Annotated in this window: 12 protein-coding genes; 8 read left to right on the top strand and 4 right to left on the bottom strand. The window is 63.8% G+C overall.

All coding sequences use genetic code 11. The features are described from left to right. Nucleotides 1–18: 18 nt before the first annotated feature. Together ACF8FB_RS00145 and ACF8FB_RS00140 are read right to left on the bottom strand one after the other, a co-directional pair. Nucleotides 19–498, bottom strand: coding sequence for a hypothetical protein (locus ACF8FB_RS00145; RefSeq protein WP_010954962.1), 480 nt, complete (start codon nt 496–498; stop codon nt 19–21). A gap of 168 nt (nt 499–666) precedes the next feature. Further along, entirely contained in the window at nt 667–1143 is a 477-nt protein-coding gene (locus ACF8FB_RS00140; protein ID WP_010954963.1) for a sigma-70 family RNA polymerase sigma factor, read from the bottom strand. A 212-nt stretch (nt 1144–1355) separates the two neighbouring features. Between ACF8FB_RS00140 and ACF8FB_RS00135 the strand changes: the two genes are divergently transcribed. The 3 genes from ACF8FB_RS00135 to ACF8FB_RS00125 are packed head-to-tail and all read left to right on the top strand — an operon-like array spanning nt 1356 to nt 5915. Continuing rightward, entirely contained in the window at nt 1356–2534 is a 1179-nt protein-coding gene (locus ACF8FB_RS00135; RefSeq protein ID WP_392510763.1) for an efflux RND transporter periplasmic adaptor subunit, read from the top strand. Then, nucleotides 2535–4499 carry a MacB family efflux pump subunit gene (locus ACF8FB_RS00130; protein ID WP_010954965.1) on the top strand — a complete coding sequence of 655 codons (1965 nt, stop codon included), beginning with the start codon at nt 2535–2537 and terminating at the stop codon, nt 4497–4499. Between the two features lie 3 nt (nt 4500–4502). Beyond that, a complete protein-coding gene (locus ACF8FB_RS00125; RefSeq protein ID WP_392510762.1) occupies nt 4503–5915 on the top strand; it encodes an efflux transporter outer membrane subunit in 1413 nt (470 codons plus the stop codon). 20 nt (nt 5916–5935) lie between these two features. On the opposite strand, the gene ACF8FB_RS00120 is transcribed toward ACF8FB_RS00125, so the two are convergent. Further along, nucleotides 5936–7558, bottom strand: coding sequence for a twin-arginine translocation signal domain-containing protein (locus ACF8FB_RS00120; RefSeq protein ID WP_010954967.1), 1623 nt, complete (start codon nt 7556–7558; stop codon nt 5936–5938). 200 nt (nt 7559–7758) lie between these two features. Here ACF8FB_RS00120 and ACF8FB_RS00115 point away from each other — a divergent pair, with 200 nt between their 5' ends. The 5 genes from ACF8FB_RS00115 to ACF8FB_RS00095 all read left to right on the top strand — a co-directional run bounded on the left by ACF8FB_RS00115 (nt 7759) and on the right by ACF8FB_RS00095 (nt 15561). Continuing rightward, on the top strand, nt 7759–9102 hold the full coding sequence (locus ACF8FB_RS00115) for a dipeptidase (RefSeq protein ID WP_274146711.1): 1344 nt from the start codon (nt 7759–7761) through the stop codon (nt 9100–9102). A gap of 14 nt (nt 9103–9116) precedes the next feature. Next, the gene (locus tag ACF8FB_RS00110; RefSeq protein WP_392510760.1) at nt 9117–10403 is read left to right on the top strand and encodes an aminotransferase class V-fold PLP-dependent enzyme; all 1287 of its coding nucleotides are present in this window, start codon (nt 9117–9119) and stop codon (nt 10401–10403) included. Between the two features lie 34 nt (nt 10404–10437). Continuing rightward, a complete protein-coding gene (locus ACF8FB_RS00105; RefSeq protein WP_392509413.1) occupies nt 10438–11343 on the top strand; it encodes a formylglycine-generating enzyme family protein in 906 nt (301 codons plus the stop codon). Nucleotides 11344–11377: 34 nt separating this feature from the next. Next, on the top strand, nt 11378–13036 hold the full coding sequence (locus ACF8FB_RS00100) for a cyclic peptide export ABC transporter (protein ID WP_392510758.1): 1659 nt from the start codon (nt 11378–11380) through the stop codon (nt 13034–13036). 86 nt (nt 13037–13122) lie between these two features. Further along, nucleotides 13123–15561, top strand: coding sequence for a TonB-dependent siderophore receptor (locus tag ACF8FB_RS00095; RefSeq protein WP_010954972.1), 2439 nt, complete (start codon nt 13123–13125; stop codon nt 15559–15561). A 68-nt stretch (nt 15562–15629) separates the two neighbouring features. Here the strand turns inward: ACF8FB_RS00095 and ACF8FB_RS00090 are convergent, their stop codons facing one another. Next, entirely contained in the window at nt 15630–16586 is a 957-nt protein-coding gene (locus tag ACF8FB_RS00090) for an alpha/beta hydrolase (RefSeq protein ID WP_010954973.1), read from the bottom strand. Between the last annotated feature and the right edge of the window lie 13 nt (nt 16587–16599).

Raw genomic sequence — 16599 nt, 5'->3', positions numbered from 1 at the left:
GCCCCGCCGGCGGCACCGCTAGCGGTTGAATACCGTATGCGCGAAGTTGGCTCGCGGCCGTGGCCGCGCTGTACTGGCCGGCAGCGTGCCCGGCAGCGGTAGCCTGCCGACCACCATCGGGGCGTCGATGATTGCCATGAACGTCTCCAACGCCTCGTTATCGGGCGCCTGAGGCAGGCTCAGGCTGACCGCCTGGCGCTCGGTCTGCGGCACTGCTGGCACTTTCAACTGGCTGGAATGGTAAAGCAGGGCATGCTGGATTTGTGTGCTGACGCGGCAGAAACGCTCCAGATCGACGCCACAATGGCTGGCCAACTCGATATTGCCCAGCAACAGGTGAAAGGGCTGCAAGGCGCACTGCACCAGGCGCTGCAGTTCCTCGAAGCTAGCCACGGGGGCTATCCGGTAATAGCCCAAACCATTGAGCAACCGCTCCAGCTGCAGGCGCTGGCACGGGTGTGCGTCGGCGATGAGGATGCGCAGGGTCTTGTTTGCCATGGTGGGACCTGGGCAGTTGGGTAATGGGTGCGCTCCATGACCATACTGCGCCGGTAACGGCTATTGCCAGGGCCATGCCTGGCAGCGGTCTTCTTTGATAGAAGTCGGGAAAGCCGCATAAATCAAGTGATTGACTGACGGAATTTGCATTTGCCTTTAACCTGGCAATCAGGATTCCCATTGCCGCATGCGCACCCGGCAGTGCTTCATGGCATTGACGATGTGCTTTTCCACCAGGCTGCGCGAGATGCCCAGCCGCTCGGCGATCTGCTGATGGGACAGCCCCTCGATTTTGCGCAACAGAAAACTGTCACGGCAGGGCCTGCTCAACTCATCAAGGGCCTTTTGCATCAGTGCCAGGCGCTGGTCCAACTGCAGGTCATGCTGCAACTCAGAGCTATGCAGCCGACTATCGGCATCCAGGGCATCGAGCGGCTCGGCCTGGCGCACCAACTGACGCCGGTGCCGGTCGACAACCAGGTTCAGCGCGGTTCGATACAAGAACGCACGCGGATGCTCGATCTGTTCGCTGCCAGTACGCTCCAGGACCCGCAGATAAGCATCGTGAGCGACGTCCTCCGCCGCCTGACGGCTACCCAAGCGTGCAGACAGAAAGCTCACCAGTTCACGATAGTAATGTTCCACGAGGGTACCTGAGGGCGTCCTGCCGGCCCTTGATCAGCAGCTTGGGGACTGAGTGATATCAGTGTGGAATACTACAAATTATAATTATTCTCAGCAACACACCGGCGCGTACTATCCTGCCTAAATCTGCCTTGCCAGCGTTCGTCTAACTGTGACCTCCCTGCGCACCGCGATTGGCTGCGCGTGGCCTTTATCCCTGGCTGGAAGTCCGCATGAGACGCTCAACCCACACTCGCCGTCGCCTCCTCCTCGGCGGCCTGGGCCTGCTTGGCCTTGGCAGCCTGCTGGCCTGGACATCTCTGCCGTTCGGCGCGCAGCCGGTCAGTACCGTTGCCGTTACCCGCGCCGACATCGAGAGCAGCGTAACAGCGCTGGGCACGCTGCAGCCGCGGCGCTACGTAGACGTCGGTGCACAAGCCTCCGGGCAGATCCGCAACCTGCACGTCGAGGTTGGTGATCAAGTCCACAAAGGGCAGTTGCTGGTCGAGATCGACCCCTCCACGCAGCAGGCCAAGCTCGATGCCGGGCGCTTCTCGATCGATAATCTCAAGGCGCAGCTGGCAGAGCAGCGCGCCCAGCTCAGACTCGCCCAACAGCAGCTCAAGCGCCAGCGCGACCTGGCAGCGGTCGGCGCCACACGCGAAGAAGACCTGCAAACGGCCGAAGCCCAGCTCAACGTGACCCAGGCACGCATCGACATGTACCAGGCCCAGATCCGCCAGGCCAACGCCAGCTTGCGCAGCGACGAAGCCGAACTGGGCTACACACGCATCTTCGCCCCTATGGACGGCACGGTAGTGGCAGTGGATGCCCGTGAAGGCCAGACCCTCAACGCCCAGCAACAAACGCCGCTGATCCTGCGCATCGCCAAGCTGTCCCCCATGACCGTCTGGGCCCAGGTCTCGGAGGCCGATATCGGCAAGATCCAGCCTGGCATGACCGCCTACTTCACCACCCTGGCCGGCGGCAAGCGCCGCTGGACCAGCACCGTGCGCCAGGTGCTGCCCATTCCGCCCAAGCCACTGGACCAGACCAGCCAGGGCGGCGGCAGCCCAGCCAGCGCCACCGCCGGCGCCACCGGCAGCCAAGTCGTGCAATACACCGTGCTGCTGGACGTGGACAACCCCGATGGCGCCCTCATGGCAGAGATGACCACCCAAGTGTTTTTCGTCGTCGGCCAGGCCAGCCAGGTGCTTAGTGCCCCGTTGGCCGCACTGGACGATAGCGACAACGAAGGCCTACGCCTGGCCCAGGTTTTCGGCCGCGACGGCAAGGTCGAACAGCGCAAGGTGCGCACCGGTCTGAGCGACCGCTTGCGGGTGCAGATCCTAGATGGCCTCAGTGAAGGTGATCGACTGGTCATCGGCGCCCCTGCCGCCAGCGGAGGTTGAATGGCCACGCCCCTGATCGAGCTCTGTGACATCCGTAAAGCGTACGGCGGCGTCGACACCCCCAGGGTAGAAGTCCTGCGCGGCATCAGCCTGCGCGTGCATGCCGGCGAATTCGTCGCCATCGTCGGCGCCTCCGGCTCCGGCAAGTCGACCCTGATGAATATCCTCGGCTGCCTCGATCGCCCAAGTGCCGGCAGCTACCGCTTCGCCGGCAAGGACGTTGCCGAGCTGGACAGCGACGAACTGGCCTGGCTGCGCCGTGAGGCCTTCGGTTTCGTGTTCCAGGGCTACCACCTGATCCCCTCCGGCTCAGCCCAGGAAAACGTCGAGATGCCAGCCATCTACGCCGGTACCCCAGCCGCCGAACGCCAGGCCCGCGCCAGCGCCCTGCTCGGCCGCCTGGGCCTGGCCAGCCGCACCGCCAACCGTCCGCATCAATTATCCGGTGGCCAGCAGCAACGGGTCTCGATTGCCCGGGCCTTGATGAACGGTGGCCACATCATCCTGGCCGACGAACCAACCGGCGCCCTCGACAGCCATAGCGGCGCCGAGGTGATGGCGCTGCTCGACGAGCTGGCCAGCCAGGGCCATGTAATCATCCTCATCACCCACGACCGCGAAGTGGCTGCCCGGGCGCACCGGGTTATCGAGATTCGCGACGGCTTGGTGATCAGTGACTCCGCCGCCGACCAGCCGCCCGCCCATGCCCACAAAGGCATACAGGCAGAAGAACTGCGCCAGCGCCTGGACCGTGGTGCAACCCAGCACGGTGCCTGGAAAGGTGAACTGCTCGAATCGCTGCAGGCGGCATGGCGAGTGATGTGGATCAACCGCTTCCGCACGGCACTGACCCTGCTCGGAATCATCATCGGAGTCGCGTCGGTGGTGGTGATGTTGGCTGTCGGTGAAGGCAGCAAACGCCAGGTAATGGCACAGATGGCCGCCTTCGGCTCCAACATCCTATACCTCAATGGCAGCCCCCCGACCCTGCGCGAACCGGCTGGGCGCATCACCCTGGACGATGTTGCGGCGATCGGTGAGCTGCCGCAGGTCAAACACATCATGCCGGTGCTCGGCGAAAAGATGATGGTCCGCCACGGCAACAACAGCCAGCAATTCTACGTGGGCGGCAACAACACCTTTTTCCCGGAGATTTTCAACTGGCCGGCCGTTGAAGGCAGCTTTTTCACCGAGACCGACGAGGCCAGTAGCGCAGCGGTGGCTGTGATCGGCCAGAAAGTCCGGGAAAAGATGCTTGCCCCTGGCAGCAACCCTATCGGTCAGTACCTGCTGATCGGCAATGTACCGTTCCAAGTGGTCGGCATCCTTGCCGGCAAAGGCGCCAGCTCTGGCGACCAGGACAGCGACGGGCGCATCGTGGTGCCATTTTCGGCAGCGGCCATCCGCCTGTTCGGCCACCGCGACCCGGACTATATCGCCATTGCCGCGCGCGACTCAGGCCAGGTCAAGGACACCGAAGCGGCCATCGACCGCCTGCTGCGCCAGCGCCACCAGGGCAAACACGATTTCGAGCTGACCAACGATGCCGCCCTGATCCAGGCCGAGGCGCGCACGCAGAACAGCCTGTCGTTGATGCTCGGGGCCATTGCCGCCATCTCGCTGCTGGTCGGCGGTATCGGAGTGATGAACATCATGCTCATGACCGTGCGCGAGCGCACCCGTGAAATCGGTATCCGCATGGCCACCGGCGCCCGCCAGCGCGACATCCTCCGGCAGTTCCTGAGCGAGGCGATCATGCTGTCGATGGTTGGCGGCCTGACCGGCATCGCCCTGGCCCTGGTGGTCGGCGCCAGCCTTACCCTGGCCGACATTGCCGTGGCGTTCGCCCTGCCTGCCATTGTTGGCGCATTTGCCTGCGCCGTCATCACTGGGGTGGTGTTTGGTTTCATGCCAGCACGCAAGGCTGCACGCCTTGACCCGGTCAAAGCCCTTACCAGCGAATAGCCCATGACATTGCCACGCCACCTTTGCCTGCTGCCCCTGAGCTTGTCACTTCTCGCCTGCTCCACGCCAACGCCGCCAACTATGGGCATAGCCCCGCCCGCCGGTTGGCAAAGCCCTACTGCGAGCAAGGCACAGGCACTGCCTGATCAACGCTGGTGGCAGGCCTTCGCCAGCCCAGAGCTTGACCAGTTGATCGAGATTGCCCGAAACAACAGCCACGACCTGGCCGCGGCTGCAGCCCGGGTACGCCAGGCCCAGGCGCGGGCAGTAATCGCCGGCGCGCCGCTGCTGCCTGAGGTGCAGTTCGGCCTGGATGCCAGCCGCCAGCGCCTGCTGCGCGGCGAGGGCAACGATCAGCTCGATGCCAGCAGCAGTGAGCGCACCAGCACCTCGTTCGATGCCAACCTCAGCGCCAGCTACGAAATCGATTTCTGGGGCGGCCTGCGCAGTGCCCGCGACAGCGCCTTGCGCAGCCTCGACGCCAACCGCTTGGACCGCCAGACCGTGAAGCTGACCCTGTTCGGCAGCGTCGCCGACACTTACCTGCAAAGCCTGGCTCTCAAAGAACAGCTGCGTATAGCCCAACTCAACCTGCGCAACGCCCAAGCGGTGCTGAGCCTGGTCGAAGCCCGCCAGCAGTCCGGCTCCAGCACCCAACTCGAGCTGGCCCAGCAGCGCAGCCTGGTGGCCGCTCAGCAACGCCAACTGCCGCTACTTGAGCAGCAGTGGCAAGACACCCAGGTCACCCTGGCAACGCTACTGGGGCTACCGGTGCAACAACTGCCGACCAGTACCGCAGCATTCGCTGACCTGCGCTGGCCTCGCATCGCCAGTGGCGTACCCAGTGAGCTGCTGGCGCGTCGCCCCGACATCGCAGCCGCCGAGGCGCGCCTGGCCGCGGCCAGCGCCAATGTGCAGGTCGCCAGGGCAGCCCTGCTGCCCAAACTCACGCTGGGCGTGGAATTCGGCAGCGGCGCCAGCACCTTCGCGCAGATTTTCGACAGCCCCTACTACACCCTGACCAGTGGCCTGGTCGCCCCGGTGTTCAACCGAGGCCGTCTGCGCGCCGCGCAGCAACTGGCCGAGGCCGAACAGGAAGAATTGCTGGAGGCTTACCGCACCAGCATCCTGGCCGCTTTCGCCGATGTAGAAAAAGCACTGAACGCCACCCAAGGGGTGGACCGTCAACGCCAGTGGCAGGATCAGGAAGTGGAACAATCACGCATCGCCTTCCAACTGGCCGAGCGCCGCTACCGCGCCGGCGCCGAGACCTTGCTGACCGTGCTCGACACCCAGCGCAGCCTGTACCAGGCCCAGGACCAGCAGGCCCGCCTGCAGCTAAGCCAACTGCAGGCCAGCGTGGCCCTTTACAAAGCCTTGGGCGGTGGCTGGCAAGCGGTTAGCCCGACGCGCTAGGGCGTCAGGCTATCTGGTGTTCACGACCGCTGCCTGACCTTCAGGTGGCGAGCATACCAGGGGCGGCGCGGCACTTTGCCTACCAGCCCGTCAAAGCGCTCCTCGTCGCTGTAAATCAGGCGCAAGGCCAGCTTCATGGTTTCCGGATCCATCTCCACGCTACGCCCTGGGCGCAGCCCCGCCACGTTACTGCAGCCGTGCGTGTCCGGCCCCAGCCAAGGATCGGCGACCTCCACCCAGCGCCCCGGCGCGAACCATGGCACGCCATTGACCTCCTGGCGCACGACTGCGCCAGGGTGGAATCGTTCATGGGCGCGGAACCAGTCCTCGACACGGTCGTCGATCCAGCCATGGAAGCGCCAGAACACAGGGTTGACGTGGGAAGAGAACGGGTCCCCGAGAAAGTCGTTCTGCGCGCCATACCAGCGCGCCGCGAAATCATCCGGCGTGCGCGCCATCGGCACCGGCATGCCGTTGCTCGGGTCACGTGGGACTGAGGCCCAGCGCATGTGCAGCCAGTCGTGCAAGCCCAGTTCAAGCTCCGAGCCGAACTGTCCCAACGTCAGCCGGGACAGGTACTGGGGGTCGCTGTAACGCGACTCCCACACCTCGAAATTGCCATGAAAGGTTTCGGCGCTTTTGATATCGCGCACCCACTGGGTGTACTCGTCATCATCGTAAGCCAACCAGGTTGGTGGCAAGGCATTGCCGTCATGATTATCGAAGTAACGCGCGAAACCCAGGCGATCGCGCTCAAGTTCAGGCTGTGGCAAGGGGAAGCGCGGCCATGACGGCAGGTCCTGGATGGCCCGTGCAGCGCCGAGCATGTGCCGGTGCATGAACAGGAAGTCTTCACCCGAGCCGTTGCGGTCCTTGTGCCGGCCACGGGCATCGCGCTCACGGTCACGCGGCCCCGGCTGCCAGCCCAGGCCACGCAATGCGTTGCGCTTGTCCTTGTCGAGCTTGTGCCATTTGTCACGGGAGGCGTGCCACAGCTGGTGGAACAGGCGATGCTCCGGCGCGATCAGCCAATCGATCATCGCCGGCGACAAGGCGGTGCGTTCGCGGGCTTCGGGAAAGGTCTGCTTGTGGGCCAGGAAGCGATTGTCCTGCTCGGGCATGGCCAATGGCCGCTCAAGGTCGAGGATGCTGCCATTGAGGGTGGCCGGCCCCGCATTGCCAAATACCCCCCACACTTCATCCAGCACGAGATGGCACTCGTAGCGCGGCATGCGGCCGCCATCGGCACTGTCGAACAAGCGCCAGCGTAACCGTCCCGGCTTGTCGGCAGGCAAGTCGCCGAGCACCCGATATCGTGGCTCGGCACCGCTGCGCAAGCGCTCGGCGGTATCGAGGTAACCGCGAATGCTGCGGCCCTTCTGCGCAACATCGATGAACAATTCCAGCGTCTCGCCCTGCAAGCCCGGCAAGCCGGCCTGCGCCCCCTTGAACGACCAGCGCCAGATGCCGCGCAAGGTGTCGCCCAGTTGCTGGGTCGCCGTATCAGCCAATTCCACGACCGCCTCGCCGGGGGTTTCCGGGAATTCCTCTCGGGTGAGCTGACGCTGGACATACAGCGCCCCCGGCACGGTAACGCCCGCCAGTGCCACGCCCGCGATGAAGCCTCTCCGAGAAATCGTCATTGAACTACCTGTGCCAGTCGTTATGGCCGCTTAACACGGCCCATCGAAGGCTAGAACGTTGAGCTGGCAAGAAAATTTAACCGTCCTGACGGCGCGCCCGTGACTGGAGGGCCGGTTAAATTTCTGCCGCGTGCACTCGTTCCCTCCAGGTAGCAATGGCCCCAGGCCCGAACCTCTGCGGTGAACCTACTGAGACCGAAATGACGACAGCACGCTGGAAAAAAGCCTTGTATATCAGCCTGGCCGCCACCTTGACCGTCGGTGCCGGGGCGGCTGCCTGGTACCACTTCGACAAGGACGGCTACCCCATAGAGGTCGTGCGCCAGGCCAATGATCTGCAAGAGCGGATCATTTCGTTCGACAGCCATCTCACCCTGCCGCTGGACTTCGGCACCGAAGGCCGCGAAGCTGACAAGGATGGCCCGGGCCAGTTCGACCTGGCCAAAGCCGCGCGCGGGCGACTGTCCGGCGCTGCCCTGACCGTCTTCGCTTGGCCCGAGTCCTGGACCGGCGACAACGGCCCGCACCACCCCACCGACGGTTTCGTCGATGCCGGGCGACATGCCCAGGAAGTGCGCTACAACGCCATCAGCGCGATGGTGCGAGACTTCCCCAACCAGGTCGGTATCGCCTACACCCCCGACGACATGCGGCGCCTGCACGGCGAAGGCAAATTCGCGGTGTTCATCAGCATGCTCAATGCCTATGCCCTGGGCGACGACCTCAGCCAGCTGGACACCTGGGCCGCCCGTGGCGTGCGCATGTTCGGCTTCAACTACATCGGCAACAACAACTGGGCCGACTCCTCGCGCCCGCTGCCCTTCTTCAACGATACCCCAGATGCCCTCGGCGGTTTGTCTGCCATCGGCCGCCAGGCGGTGCAACGGCTCAATGACCTGGGCGTGATCATCGACGTTTCACAGATGTCGACCCAGGCCCTGACCCAGGTGGTCGAACTCAGCCGTGCGCCAGTGGTGGCCTCGCATTCGGCCCCCAGGGCCGCCGTTGACATTCCGCGCAACCTCACTGACAAGGAAATGCAACTGATCAAGGGCACCGGCGGGGTCATCCAGATCGTTGCCTTCGGCACCTACATCAAGCCGCTGACCCAGAAGTCGCAAGAGCGCCTGAACAGCCTGCGCGCCGAGTACGGTCTGCCGCCCCTGGTCAACCAGGCCAATGCCTTGATGCCCGGCGACCCGATCATCGCCGGCTGGCCCGAGCAGAAAGTCGGCCAGTACGCCGAAGCGCTGTACGCGATCCTTGAGGAAGAACCCCAGGCAACACTGAAGGATTACGGCGACATCATCGACTACGCAGTACGCAAGGTCGGCATCGACCACGTCGGCATTGCCTCGGACTTCAACGAGGGCGGCGGCATCGCCGGCTGGAACGATGCCAGCCAGGCGCGCAACGTCACCGCCGAGCTGATCAGCCGCGGCTACAGCGAAGCCGATATTGCCAAGCTATGGGGTGGCAACTTCCTACGGGTCTGGGGCCAAGTGCAAAACGCTGCACGCCCGACCGCCACCTCTTCCCGTTGAGCTGCGAGCCGCCCATGAACGACCGTCGTACTTTCCTCAAGCAGGCCAGCCTACTTGCAGCCGGGCTGCCCTTGGCCGGCCAACTGCTGGGCAGCGCCCAGGCGGCGCCGCGCACGCCTCCGGCCACGGATGCCTGGAGCGGTTTTCGCCAACTGTTCGAGCTCGACCCCCACTACGCGCACTTCGCCAACTTCCTCATCACCTCGCACCCGCGCCCCGTGCGCGAAGCGATCGCAAGCCTTCGCGCACAACTCGACCAACACCCGGCACGCTGTGTCGAGTGGGACACCCAGAGCGAGTGGAAGCACGAAGCCGAGGTGCGTGAATGGGCAGGCCGCTATCTTGAAGTCAAGCCACGCCAGATCGCCCTCACCGGCAGCACCACCGAAGGCCTCGGGATGATCTACGGCGGCCTGCGCCTGAACCCGCAGCAAGAAATCCTGACCACCGAACACGAGCATTACTCCACCCGCAACATCCTCGCCTATCGCAGCCAGCGTGACGGCACCCAGGTGCGTAAGCTGCGCCTGTTCGACGACCCGGCCAAGGTCTCCGACGACCAGGTACTAAGCACCATTGCTGCCGCCATCAAGCCGCAGACCCGTGTGCTGGGCATGACCTGGGTGCATTCAGGCAGTGGCGTGAAACTGCCCGTCGGGCAGATCGGCGCCCTGGTCCACGAGGCCAACCGCAACCGTGACGAAAACGACCGCATCCTCTACGTGATCGATGGCGTGCACGGCTTCGGCGTCGAAGACATGCGCTTCGCCGACCTGCAGTGTGACTACTTCATCGCCGGCACCCACAAGTGGATGTTCGGCCCACGAGGCACCGGGATCATCTGTGCCGCCTCCACCGAGCTCAAGCACCTTACGCCCACCTTCGCCACCTTCTCGGAGAATGAGGATTTCGCCACCACCATGACCCCAGGTGGCTACCACGCCTTCGAGCATCGCTGGGCGTTGGGCAAGGCATTCGAGCTGCATCTGCAGCACGGCAAGGCGGCGATCCAGGCACGCATCCATGGCCTCAACGACTACCTCAAGGAGCGCCTGGCGCAGCACCGCGCCATCGAACTGGTGACGCCGCGCAGCCCTAACCATTCAGCGGGCTTCACCTTCTTCCGGGTCAAGGGCCAGGACGTCGAGTCCATAGCAGCGCACCTGAACAGCCAGCGCATCGTGGTCGATGCGGTCGATCGCGATGTCGGGCCGGTCGTGCGTACCGCGCCTGGCCTGTTGAACACCGAAGCCGAGATCGACCGCCTGGTCGACGTCCTGGGCCAACGCCTGCGCGCCTGATTTTTCTTAGCCAACAGCTGACGGAATCTACTTCATGTCCGATGATGCACGCCTCACCTCATCCCCCCGGTTCACGCCTCGCTTGCGCCACTTGTGCTGCCTGGCCGTGCTTGGTCTGGGCGCCGCCAGTGCCCAGGCCGCCAGCCAGCCCACCCCAGGCGAAGTCTTCCGCGACTGCAAGGCGGCCTGCCCGGAAATGGTGGTGCTGCCCGCCGGCAGCTTCGTGATGGGTACGCCCGAGGATGAGCCCGGGCGCGAGGGCGATGAGGGTCCACAGCACACCGTGACCTTTGCCAAACCATTCGCCATCAGCCGCTACCATGTCACCGCAGGCGAACTGGATGCCTATATCCGCGAGAGCGGGGTAAAGATCGCCGACGGCGACACCCGCCCAGGGCGCTTCTGCGCCGCCAGCAAGCCGACCTACAAACAGGGCCAGCGCCAGCCTGCCGTGTGCGTGAGCTGGTTCGATGTCGAGCAATACGCCAAGTGGCTGTCGAAAAAAACCGGCCACACCTATCGCATGATCAGCGAAGCCGAGCGCGAATATGCCGCGCGCGCCGGTTCAACCGGCCCGTTCCCCTTCCCCTTCGATAACGGCGACGCCTCCAGGTACAGCATCGCCCAGCACGCCAACACCTACGGCCCCACCGACGGTTACTCGTACACCGCCCCGGTCGGCAGCTACCCGGCCAATGCCTTCGGTGTCTACGACATGCACGGCAACGTGTATGAGTGGACGGCCGACTGCTGGCACGACGGCTACGACGGTGCGCCGAGCGATGGCAGCGTCTGGTCCGGCGGCGACTGCAGTGTGCGAGTGATGCGTGGCAACGACTGGGGCGAAGCCCCGGTGTTCTCGCGCTCCGGCAACCGCAACAACCGCGCACCCGATGTGCGCGGCGATTTCCTCGGCTTCCGGGTCGCTCGCGAACTCTGATGGCCCCTAACCACGCGTGATTCGGGAGACACCCATGACCAGTAAACCACGTGGCGCCGTCAGCGAACTGTTCGGCCTGCTCAAACCCTTCTGGCCCCTGGTGACGGTTTCGATCATCCTGGGCATGGTCGGTGGCCTCAGTGTCACCGCCCTGCTGGCGACCATCAACTCGGCCCTGCACAGCGACACCGGCCTGACTCAAGGCGTGGTCCTGGGTTTTGCCGGGCTGTGCCTGCTGGCGCTGTTCAGCTCGATCTGCTCGGACATGGGCACCAACTGGGTCGGCCAGCACATCATCGCGCGCCTGCGCCGTGAGCTGGGCGAGAAGGTGCTGGCAGCGCCGATCGACCAGATCGAACGCTACCGCAGCCATCGCCTCATCCCCGTGCTGACCCATGACGTCGACACCATCAGCGACTTCGCCTTCGTCTTCGCGCCCCTGGCCGTTTCGCTCACCGTCACCGTGGGCTGCCTGGGCTATCTGGCGCACCTGTCGATACCGATGTTCCTGGTGATCCTGGTGGCCATCGGCATCGGCTCGGTCATGCAGTTCGTTGCCCGCTCGTGGGGTGTGCGCGGCTTCGAAAGCGCCCGAGAAGCCGAGGATGAACTGCAAAAGCATTACAGCGCGATCGCCGAAGGTGCCAAGGAACTGCGCATTCACCGCCCACGCCGCAAACGCATGTTCCAGCACGGCATCCAGGACACCGCCAACCGTATTTGCGCCACCCAGGTACGCTCGATCAACACCTTCGTAATCGCCAAGACCCTGGGCTCGATGCTGTTCTTCGTGGTCATCGCCGTGGCCCTGGCCATGCAGTCGCTGTGGCCCACAGGCGACAAGAGCGTCACCAGCGGTTTCGTGCTGGTGCTGCTGTACATGAAAGGCCCGCTGGAACACCTGATCAGCACCCTGCCGATCATCAGCAAGGCCCAGATCGCCTTCCGCCGCATCGCCGAACTGTCACGCCAGTTCTCATCGCCCGAGCCGCACTTGCTGCTGGATGACACCCGCGCCGCCGACAAGGCCCTGCACACCCTGCGGCTGCAGGACGTCAGCTACACCTTCCCCCGCGTGGAAGGCAGTGAGCCGTTTCATCTGGGTCCGGTGAACCTGAGCATCAAGCAAGGCGACATCGTGTTCATCGTCGGCGAAAACGGTTGCGGCAAGACCACCCTTATCAAGCTGCTGCTCGGCCTATACGCACCTCAGCAAGGCACGATCAGCCTCGACGGCAAGCCGGTGACGGCCGAAAACCGTGACGACTACCGGCAGCTGTTCACCACCATCTTCGCCGACTACTACCTGTTCGACGATGTCATCCAGGGTGACCGGCCAGTACCTGCCGACGCCAGTCGCTACCTGGAGCGCCTGGAGATCGCTCACAAGGTCAGCATCCGTGACGGCGTGTTCAGCACCACCGACCTGTCCACTGGCCAACGCAAGCGCCTGGCGCTAGTGAGCGCCTGGCTGGAGGAGCGCCCGGTGCTGGTGTTCGACGAATGGGCCGCCGACCAGGATCCGACGTTCCGGCGAATTTTCTACACAGAGCTGCTGCCGGACCTCAAGCGCCTGGGCAAGACCATCATCGTGATAAGCCACGACGACCGCTACTTCGACGTCGCCGACCAGCTCATCCACATGGCGGCAGGCAAGGTCCAACAGGAGAACCGCGTCGCAGATTGCATTTAATTTTTCCGGTTTTGGCCGATGAGTGCGTCCCAATCAATAACAAGAATTAATACTATTAACATCTGACACTCAAGGGCTTTGAAAAAATGCCAACACAACGTCTTCGCCCCCACGCTCTGGCGCTGGTCATTCGCCGCTCGTTGCGCCTTGCAGCGCCAATGGCCGTCGGCCTGGCGGGCCTGCCGGCGATCGCCCAGGCCCAACAGGTCCAGTTCAACGTGCCGGCCCAGCCGCTGGCCAGCGCCTTGTTGGCCTTCGGCTCGCAATCGAACCTGCAGGTGCTCTATAGCCCACAGGACGTGGAAGGCAAGCGCAGCAGCGCACTGACCGGTGCAATGGAGCCCGCCGCGGCCCTGTCGCGGCTGCTGCAGGGTACCGGTGTGAGCTACCAGATCCAAGGCAACCAAGTCACCATCCACACCCGGGAGGGGGGCGCTGCGGTGGAACTTGGGGCAACCAACATCGATGGTAAGGGTTTGGGGCAAACCACCGAGAACACCGGTTCCTATACCACCGGCAGCATGCAGACCGCGACCAAACTGCCACTGACCCTGCGCGAAACCCCGCAGGCCGTCACCGTGATCACCCGCCAGCGCATGGACGACCAGTCGATGCGTAGCCTCGACGACGTGGTCCAGGCCACTCCTGGTCTGCGCATGTCGGCCGCGCGCCCGGCCAACAGCGAGTACTTTTCCCGCGGCTTTCCCATCAACAACCTGATGTTCGATGGCCTGCCCACCACCTACAACGCCGACTGGGTCGCCGCGGCCGACATGGCGCCCTACGACCGCGTCGAGATCGTGCGGGGCGCCACCGGCATGATGCAAGGTGCCGGCAACCCGTCGGCAGCCATCAACATGGTGCGCAAACGCCCTACCAAGGATTTCCAGGGCAGCGTCACCGGCTCGGCCGGCAGCTGGGACAATTACCGCGGCGAACTCGATCTCAGCGGCCCACTGAATGACAACGGCAGCGTCCGTGGCCGCTTCGTCGGCGCCTACAACGACAAGGACAGCTACCAGGATTACGCCGGTCGCGAACGCGGCCTGTTCTACGGCATCACCGAGTTCGACCTGACCGACGACACCACACTGACCGTTGGCGCGTCGAACCAGAACGACAACAACAACATCAACTGGGGTGGCCTGCCGGTCAACCGCGATGGCAGCCATGTGGGCTACTCGCGTTCGCGCAATATGGGCTACGACTGGAGCTACCAGGACATCGATAACACTACGGTGTTCGCCGAGGTCGATCACCGCTTCGACAACGACTGGCGCCTGCACCTGGCGGCGTCCAAGAACTGGTCGGACTTCGCCATGCAAGGCGCCGTGTTCGAGCGCACCGGTTCGGCAACCAACGAAGGGTTCCGCCAGCGCGTGTTCAACCAGCGCCGCGACTACGACCAGTCGACCTACGACGTCTATGCCAATGGCCCGTTCCAGCTGTTCGACCGCCAGCATGAACTGGTGGTGGGCGCGAGCAAGCGCGAAGTCAAGACCAGCGCCCACGGCGGCACCGTGTTCATCCCGGTCGACAGCCTCTTCAGCGTCAACCCCAGTGGCATCGACAAGCCGAATGTCGATGATATCTACAACCTGAGCGAGCACGTCGAGCAGGAAGGGGCGTACGTCACCACCCGCCTGAACATCGCCGACCCGCTGAAGGTCATCCTGGGTGCACGCCTGGACTGGTACGACAACAAGTCGGTGTACAGCGAAATCAACGACGGCTACTACACCAACAGCGATTACAAGGTCACCCGCAACGTCACCCGCTACGCCGGAGTGATCTACGACCTGGACGACCACCACTCGGTCTACGCCAGCTACACCGATATCTTCATGCCGCAATCGGAACTGGCGCGTGACCGCTCCATCATCCGCCCAATCGAAGGCAAGAACTACGAGATCGGCATCAAGGGCGAGTACTTCGACGGCGCACTCAACGCCAGCGCGGCGATCTTCCAGATCGACCAGGAAAACCGCGCCGCAGAAGCTTCTAACCAGGAAGGTTGCGTCGACATCACCTGCTACGAAGCCTCGGGCAAGGTACGCACCCACGGTATCGACCTGGAGTTGATGGGCGCACTGACCCCCAACTGGCAAGTCGGCGCAGGCTACACCTACTCGCAAACCAAGTACCGCAAGGATGCCGACAAGAACAAGGAAGGCACCAAGTTCGACACCGACCTGCCAGAACACCTGTTCAAGCTGAGCACCACCTACACCTTGCCGGGCGAGCTGAACCAGTGGCGCGTGGGCGGTAACGTGTATGGCCAGAGCAGCATCTTCAACAAAGGCAGCAACAGCTTCGGCAACTACCACATCGATCAAGGTGCATACGCGGTAGTGGGCCTGATGGTCGGCTACAAGGTCAACAAGAACCTCGACACTCGCCTGAACCTCAACAACGTATTCGACAAGAAGTACTACCAGGGCATTGCCAGCAACAACTCCTGGAGCCCGTACGACGTGTATGGTGACCCACGCAACTTCACCATCACCGCCAAGTACAGCTTCTGATCGCCTGACGTTGAACGCAAAAAACCGCACCCAGGTGCGGTTTTTTCATGGATGCCTGAAAGGCTCCCTTACAGATGCTGCTGCAGTGCCTCGACCACCATCGCCAGGCCTTCGTCGGCCTCCTCGATGATCGAACCCATACGCATGAAGTCATGGGTCACTCCCGGGATCACCGCAAGCTGCACCGCCACCCCGGCTTGCTCCAAGTGCCGTGCATAAGCGACACCCTGGTCATGCAGCGGGTCGCACTCGGCAATCAGCATCAGTGCAGGTGCACTGTTGCTGGCGACGCTGCCCAGCAACGGTGAAAAACGCGGATCGTGACGGTCTGCCGGCACCGTGGCGTATTGCTGGTAGAACCACTCCAGGGTCTGCGCTTCAAGCAGGTAACCGCTGCCATAGCGCTGCACCGAAGGCCGCCGGCAACTGGCATCGGTCACCGGGTAGATCATTACCTGCAGGCGCGGTGCCGGCAGCTCGCGCTGCGCAGCCAACTGGTTGGCCAGAATGGTAGCCAGGCTACCACCGACACTGTCGCCCACCACCGCCAGTCGCTGCGCATCGATGCCCAGCGCCTCGGCCTGCTCGACCAACCAGCGCCAGGCATCCAGGGCATCGTCACTGGCTGTCGGGAAACGCCACTGCGGCGCCAGCCGGTAGCCCACGGCAATCACCGGCACCCCGGCATCCTGCGCCAGGTTCCAGCACAGCGTGTCATGCGAATCGAGGCTGCCCACCACGTAGCCGCCGCCATGCAGGTACAGCAGCGCCGCGCCGGCCAGTGCAGGGTCGGCCTGCGGCGGGCGGTACAAGCGCACCGGCAAGGTATGGCCATCGCGGGTGGTCAACGAAAGGTCGCTGATGCAGTCCGGCTCGTCGGCCTTGCCCGCAATCAGCGCCGAGGACTCTTCGAACTGGCGGCGCGCCTCGTCCGCCGCCAGGGCATGCATGGGCAGCACCTTGCCGGCGCTGCGTCCGGCCTCCACCAGTTGCAGGTAGGCCGCCAGGTCAGGGTTCAGGGACATCGTTCGATTCTCC

It is taken from the genome of Pseudomonas sp. yb_2, assembly GCF_043103905.1.
GTDB lineage: Bacteria > Pseudomonadota > Gammaproteobacteria > Pseudomonadales > Pseudomonadaceae > Aquipseudomonas > Aquipseudomonas alloputida.
The sequence above is the reverse complement of the archived record's forward strand: the minus strand, read 5'-3'. Positions and strand labels throughout refer to the sequence as shown.

Coding starts and splice junctions, on each gene's coding strand:
- ACF8FB_RS00125 (WP_392510762.1), top strand. CDS start 4,503: ATGACATTGCCACGCCACCTTTGCCTGCTGCCCCTGAGCTTGTCACTT.
- ACF8FB_RS00120 (WP_010954967.1), bottom strand. CDS start 7,558: ATGACGATTTCTCGGAGAGGCTTCATCGCGGGCGTGGCACTGGCGGGC.
- ACF8FB_RS00100 (WP_392510758.1), top strand. CDS start 11,378: ATGACCAGTAAACCACGTGGCGCCGTCAGCGAACTGTTCGGCCTGCTC.
- ACF8FB_RS00095 (WP_010954972.1), top strand. CDS start 13,123: ATGCCAACACAACGTCTTCGCCCCCACGCTCTGGCGCTGGTCATTCGC.
- ACF8FB_RS00110 (WP_392510760.1), top strand. CDS start 9,117: ATGAACGACCGTCGTACTTTCCTCAAGCAGGCCAGCCTACTTGCAGCC.
- ACF8FB_RS00130 (WP_010954965.1), top strand. CDS start 2,535: ATGGCCACGCCCCTGATCGAGCTCTGTGACATCCGTAAAGCGTACGGC.
- ACF8FB_RS00090 (WP_010954973.1), bottom strand. CDS start 16,586: ATGTCCCTGAACCCTGACCTGGCGGCCTACCTGCAACTGGTGGAGGCC.
- ACF8FB_RS00105 (WP_392509413.1), top strand. CDS start 10,438: ATGTCCGATGATGCACGCCTCACCTCATCCCCCCGGTTCACGCCTCGC.
- ACF8FB_RS00115 (WP_274146711.1), top strand. CDS start 7,759: ATGACGACAGCACGCTGGAAAAAAGCCTTGTATATCAGCCTGGCCGCC.
- ACF8FB_RS00145 (WP_010954962.1), bottom strand. CDS start 498: ATGGCAAACAAGACCCTGCGCATCCTCATCGCCGACGCACACCCGTGC.
- ACF8FB_RS00135 (WP_392510763.1), top strand. CDS start 1,356: ATGAGACGCTCAACCCACACTCGCCGTCGCCTCCTCCTCGGCGGCCTG.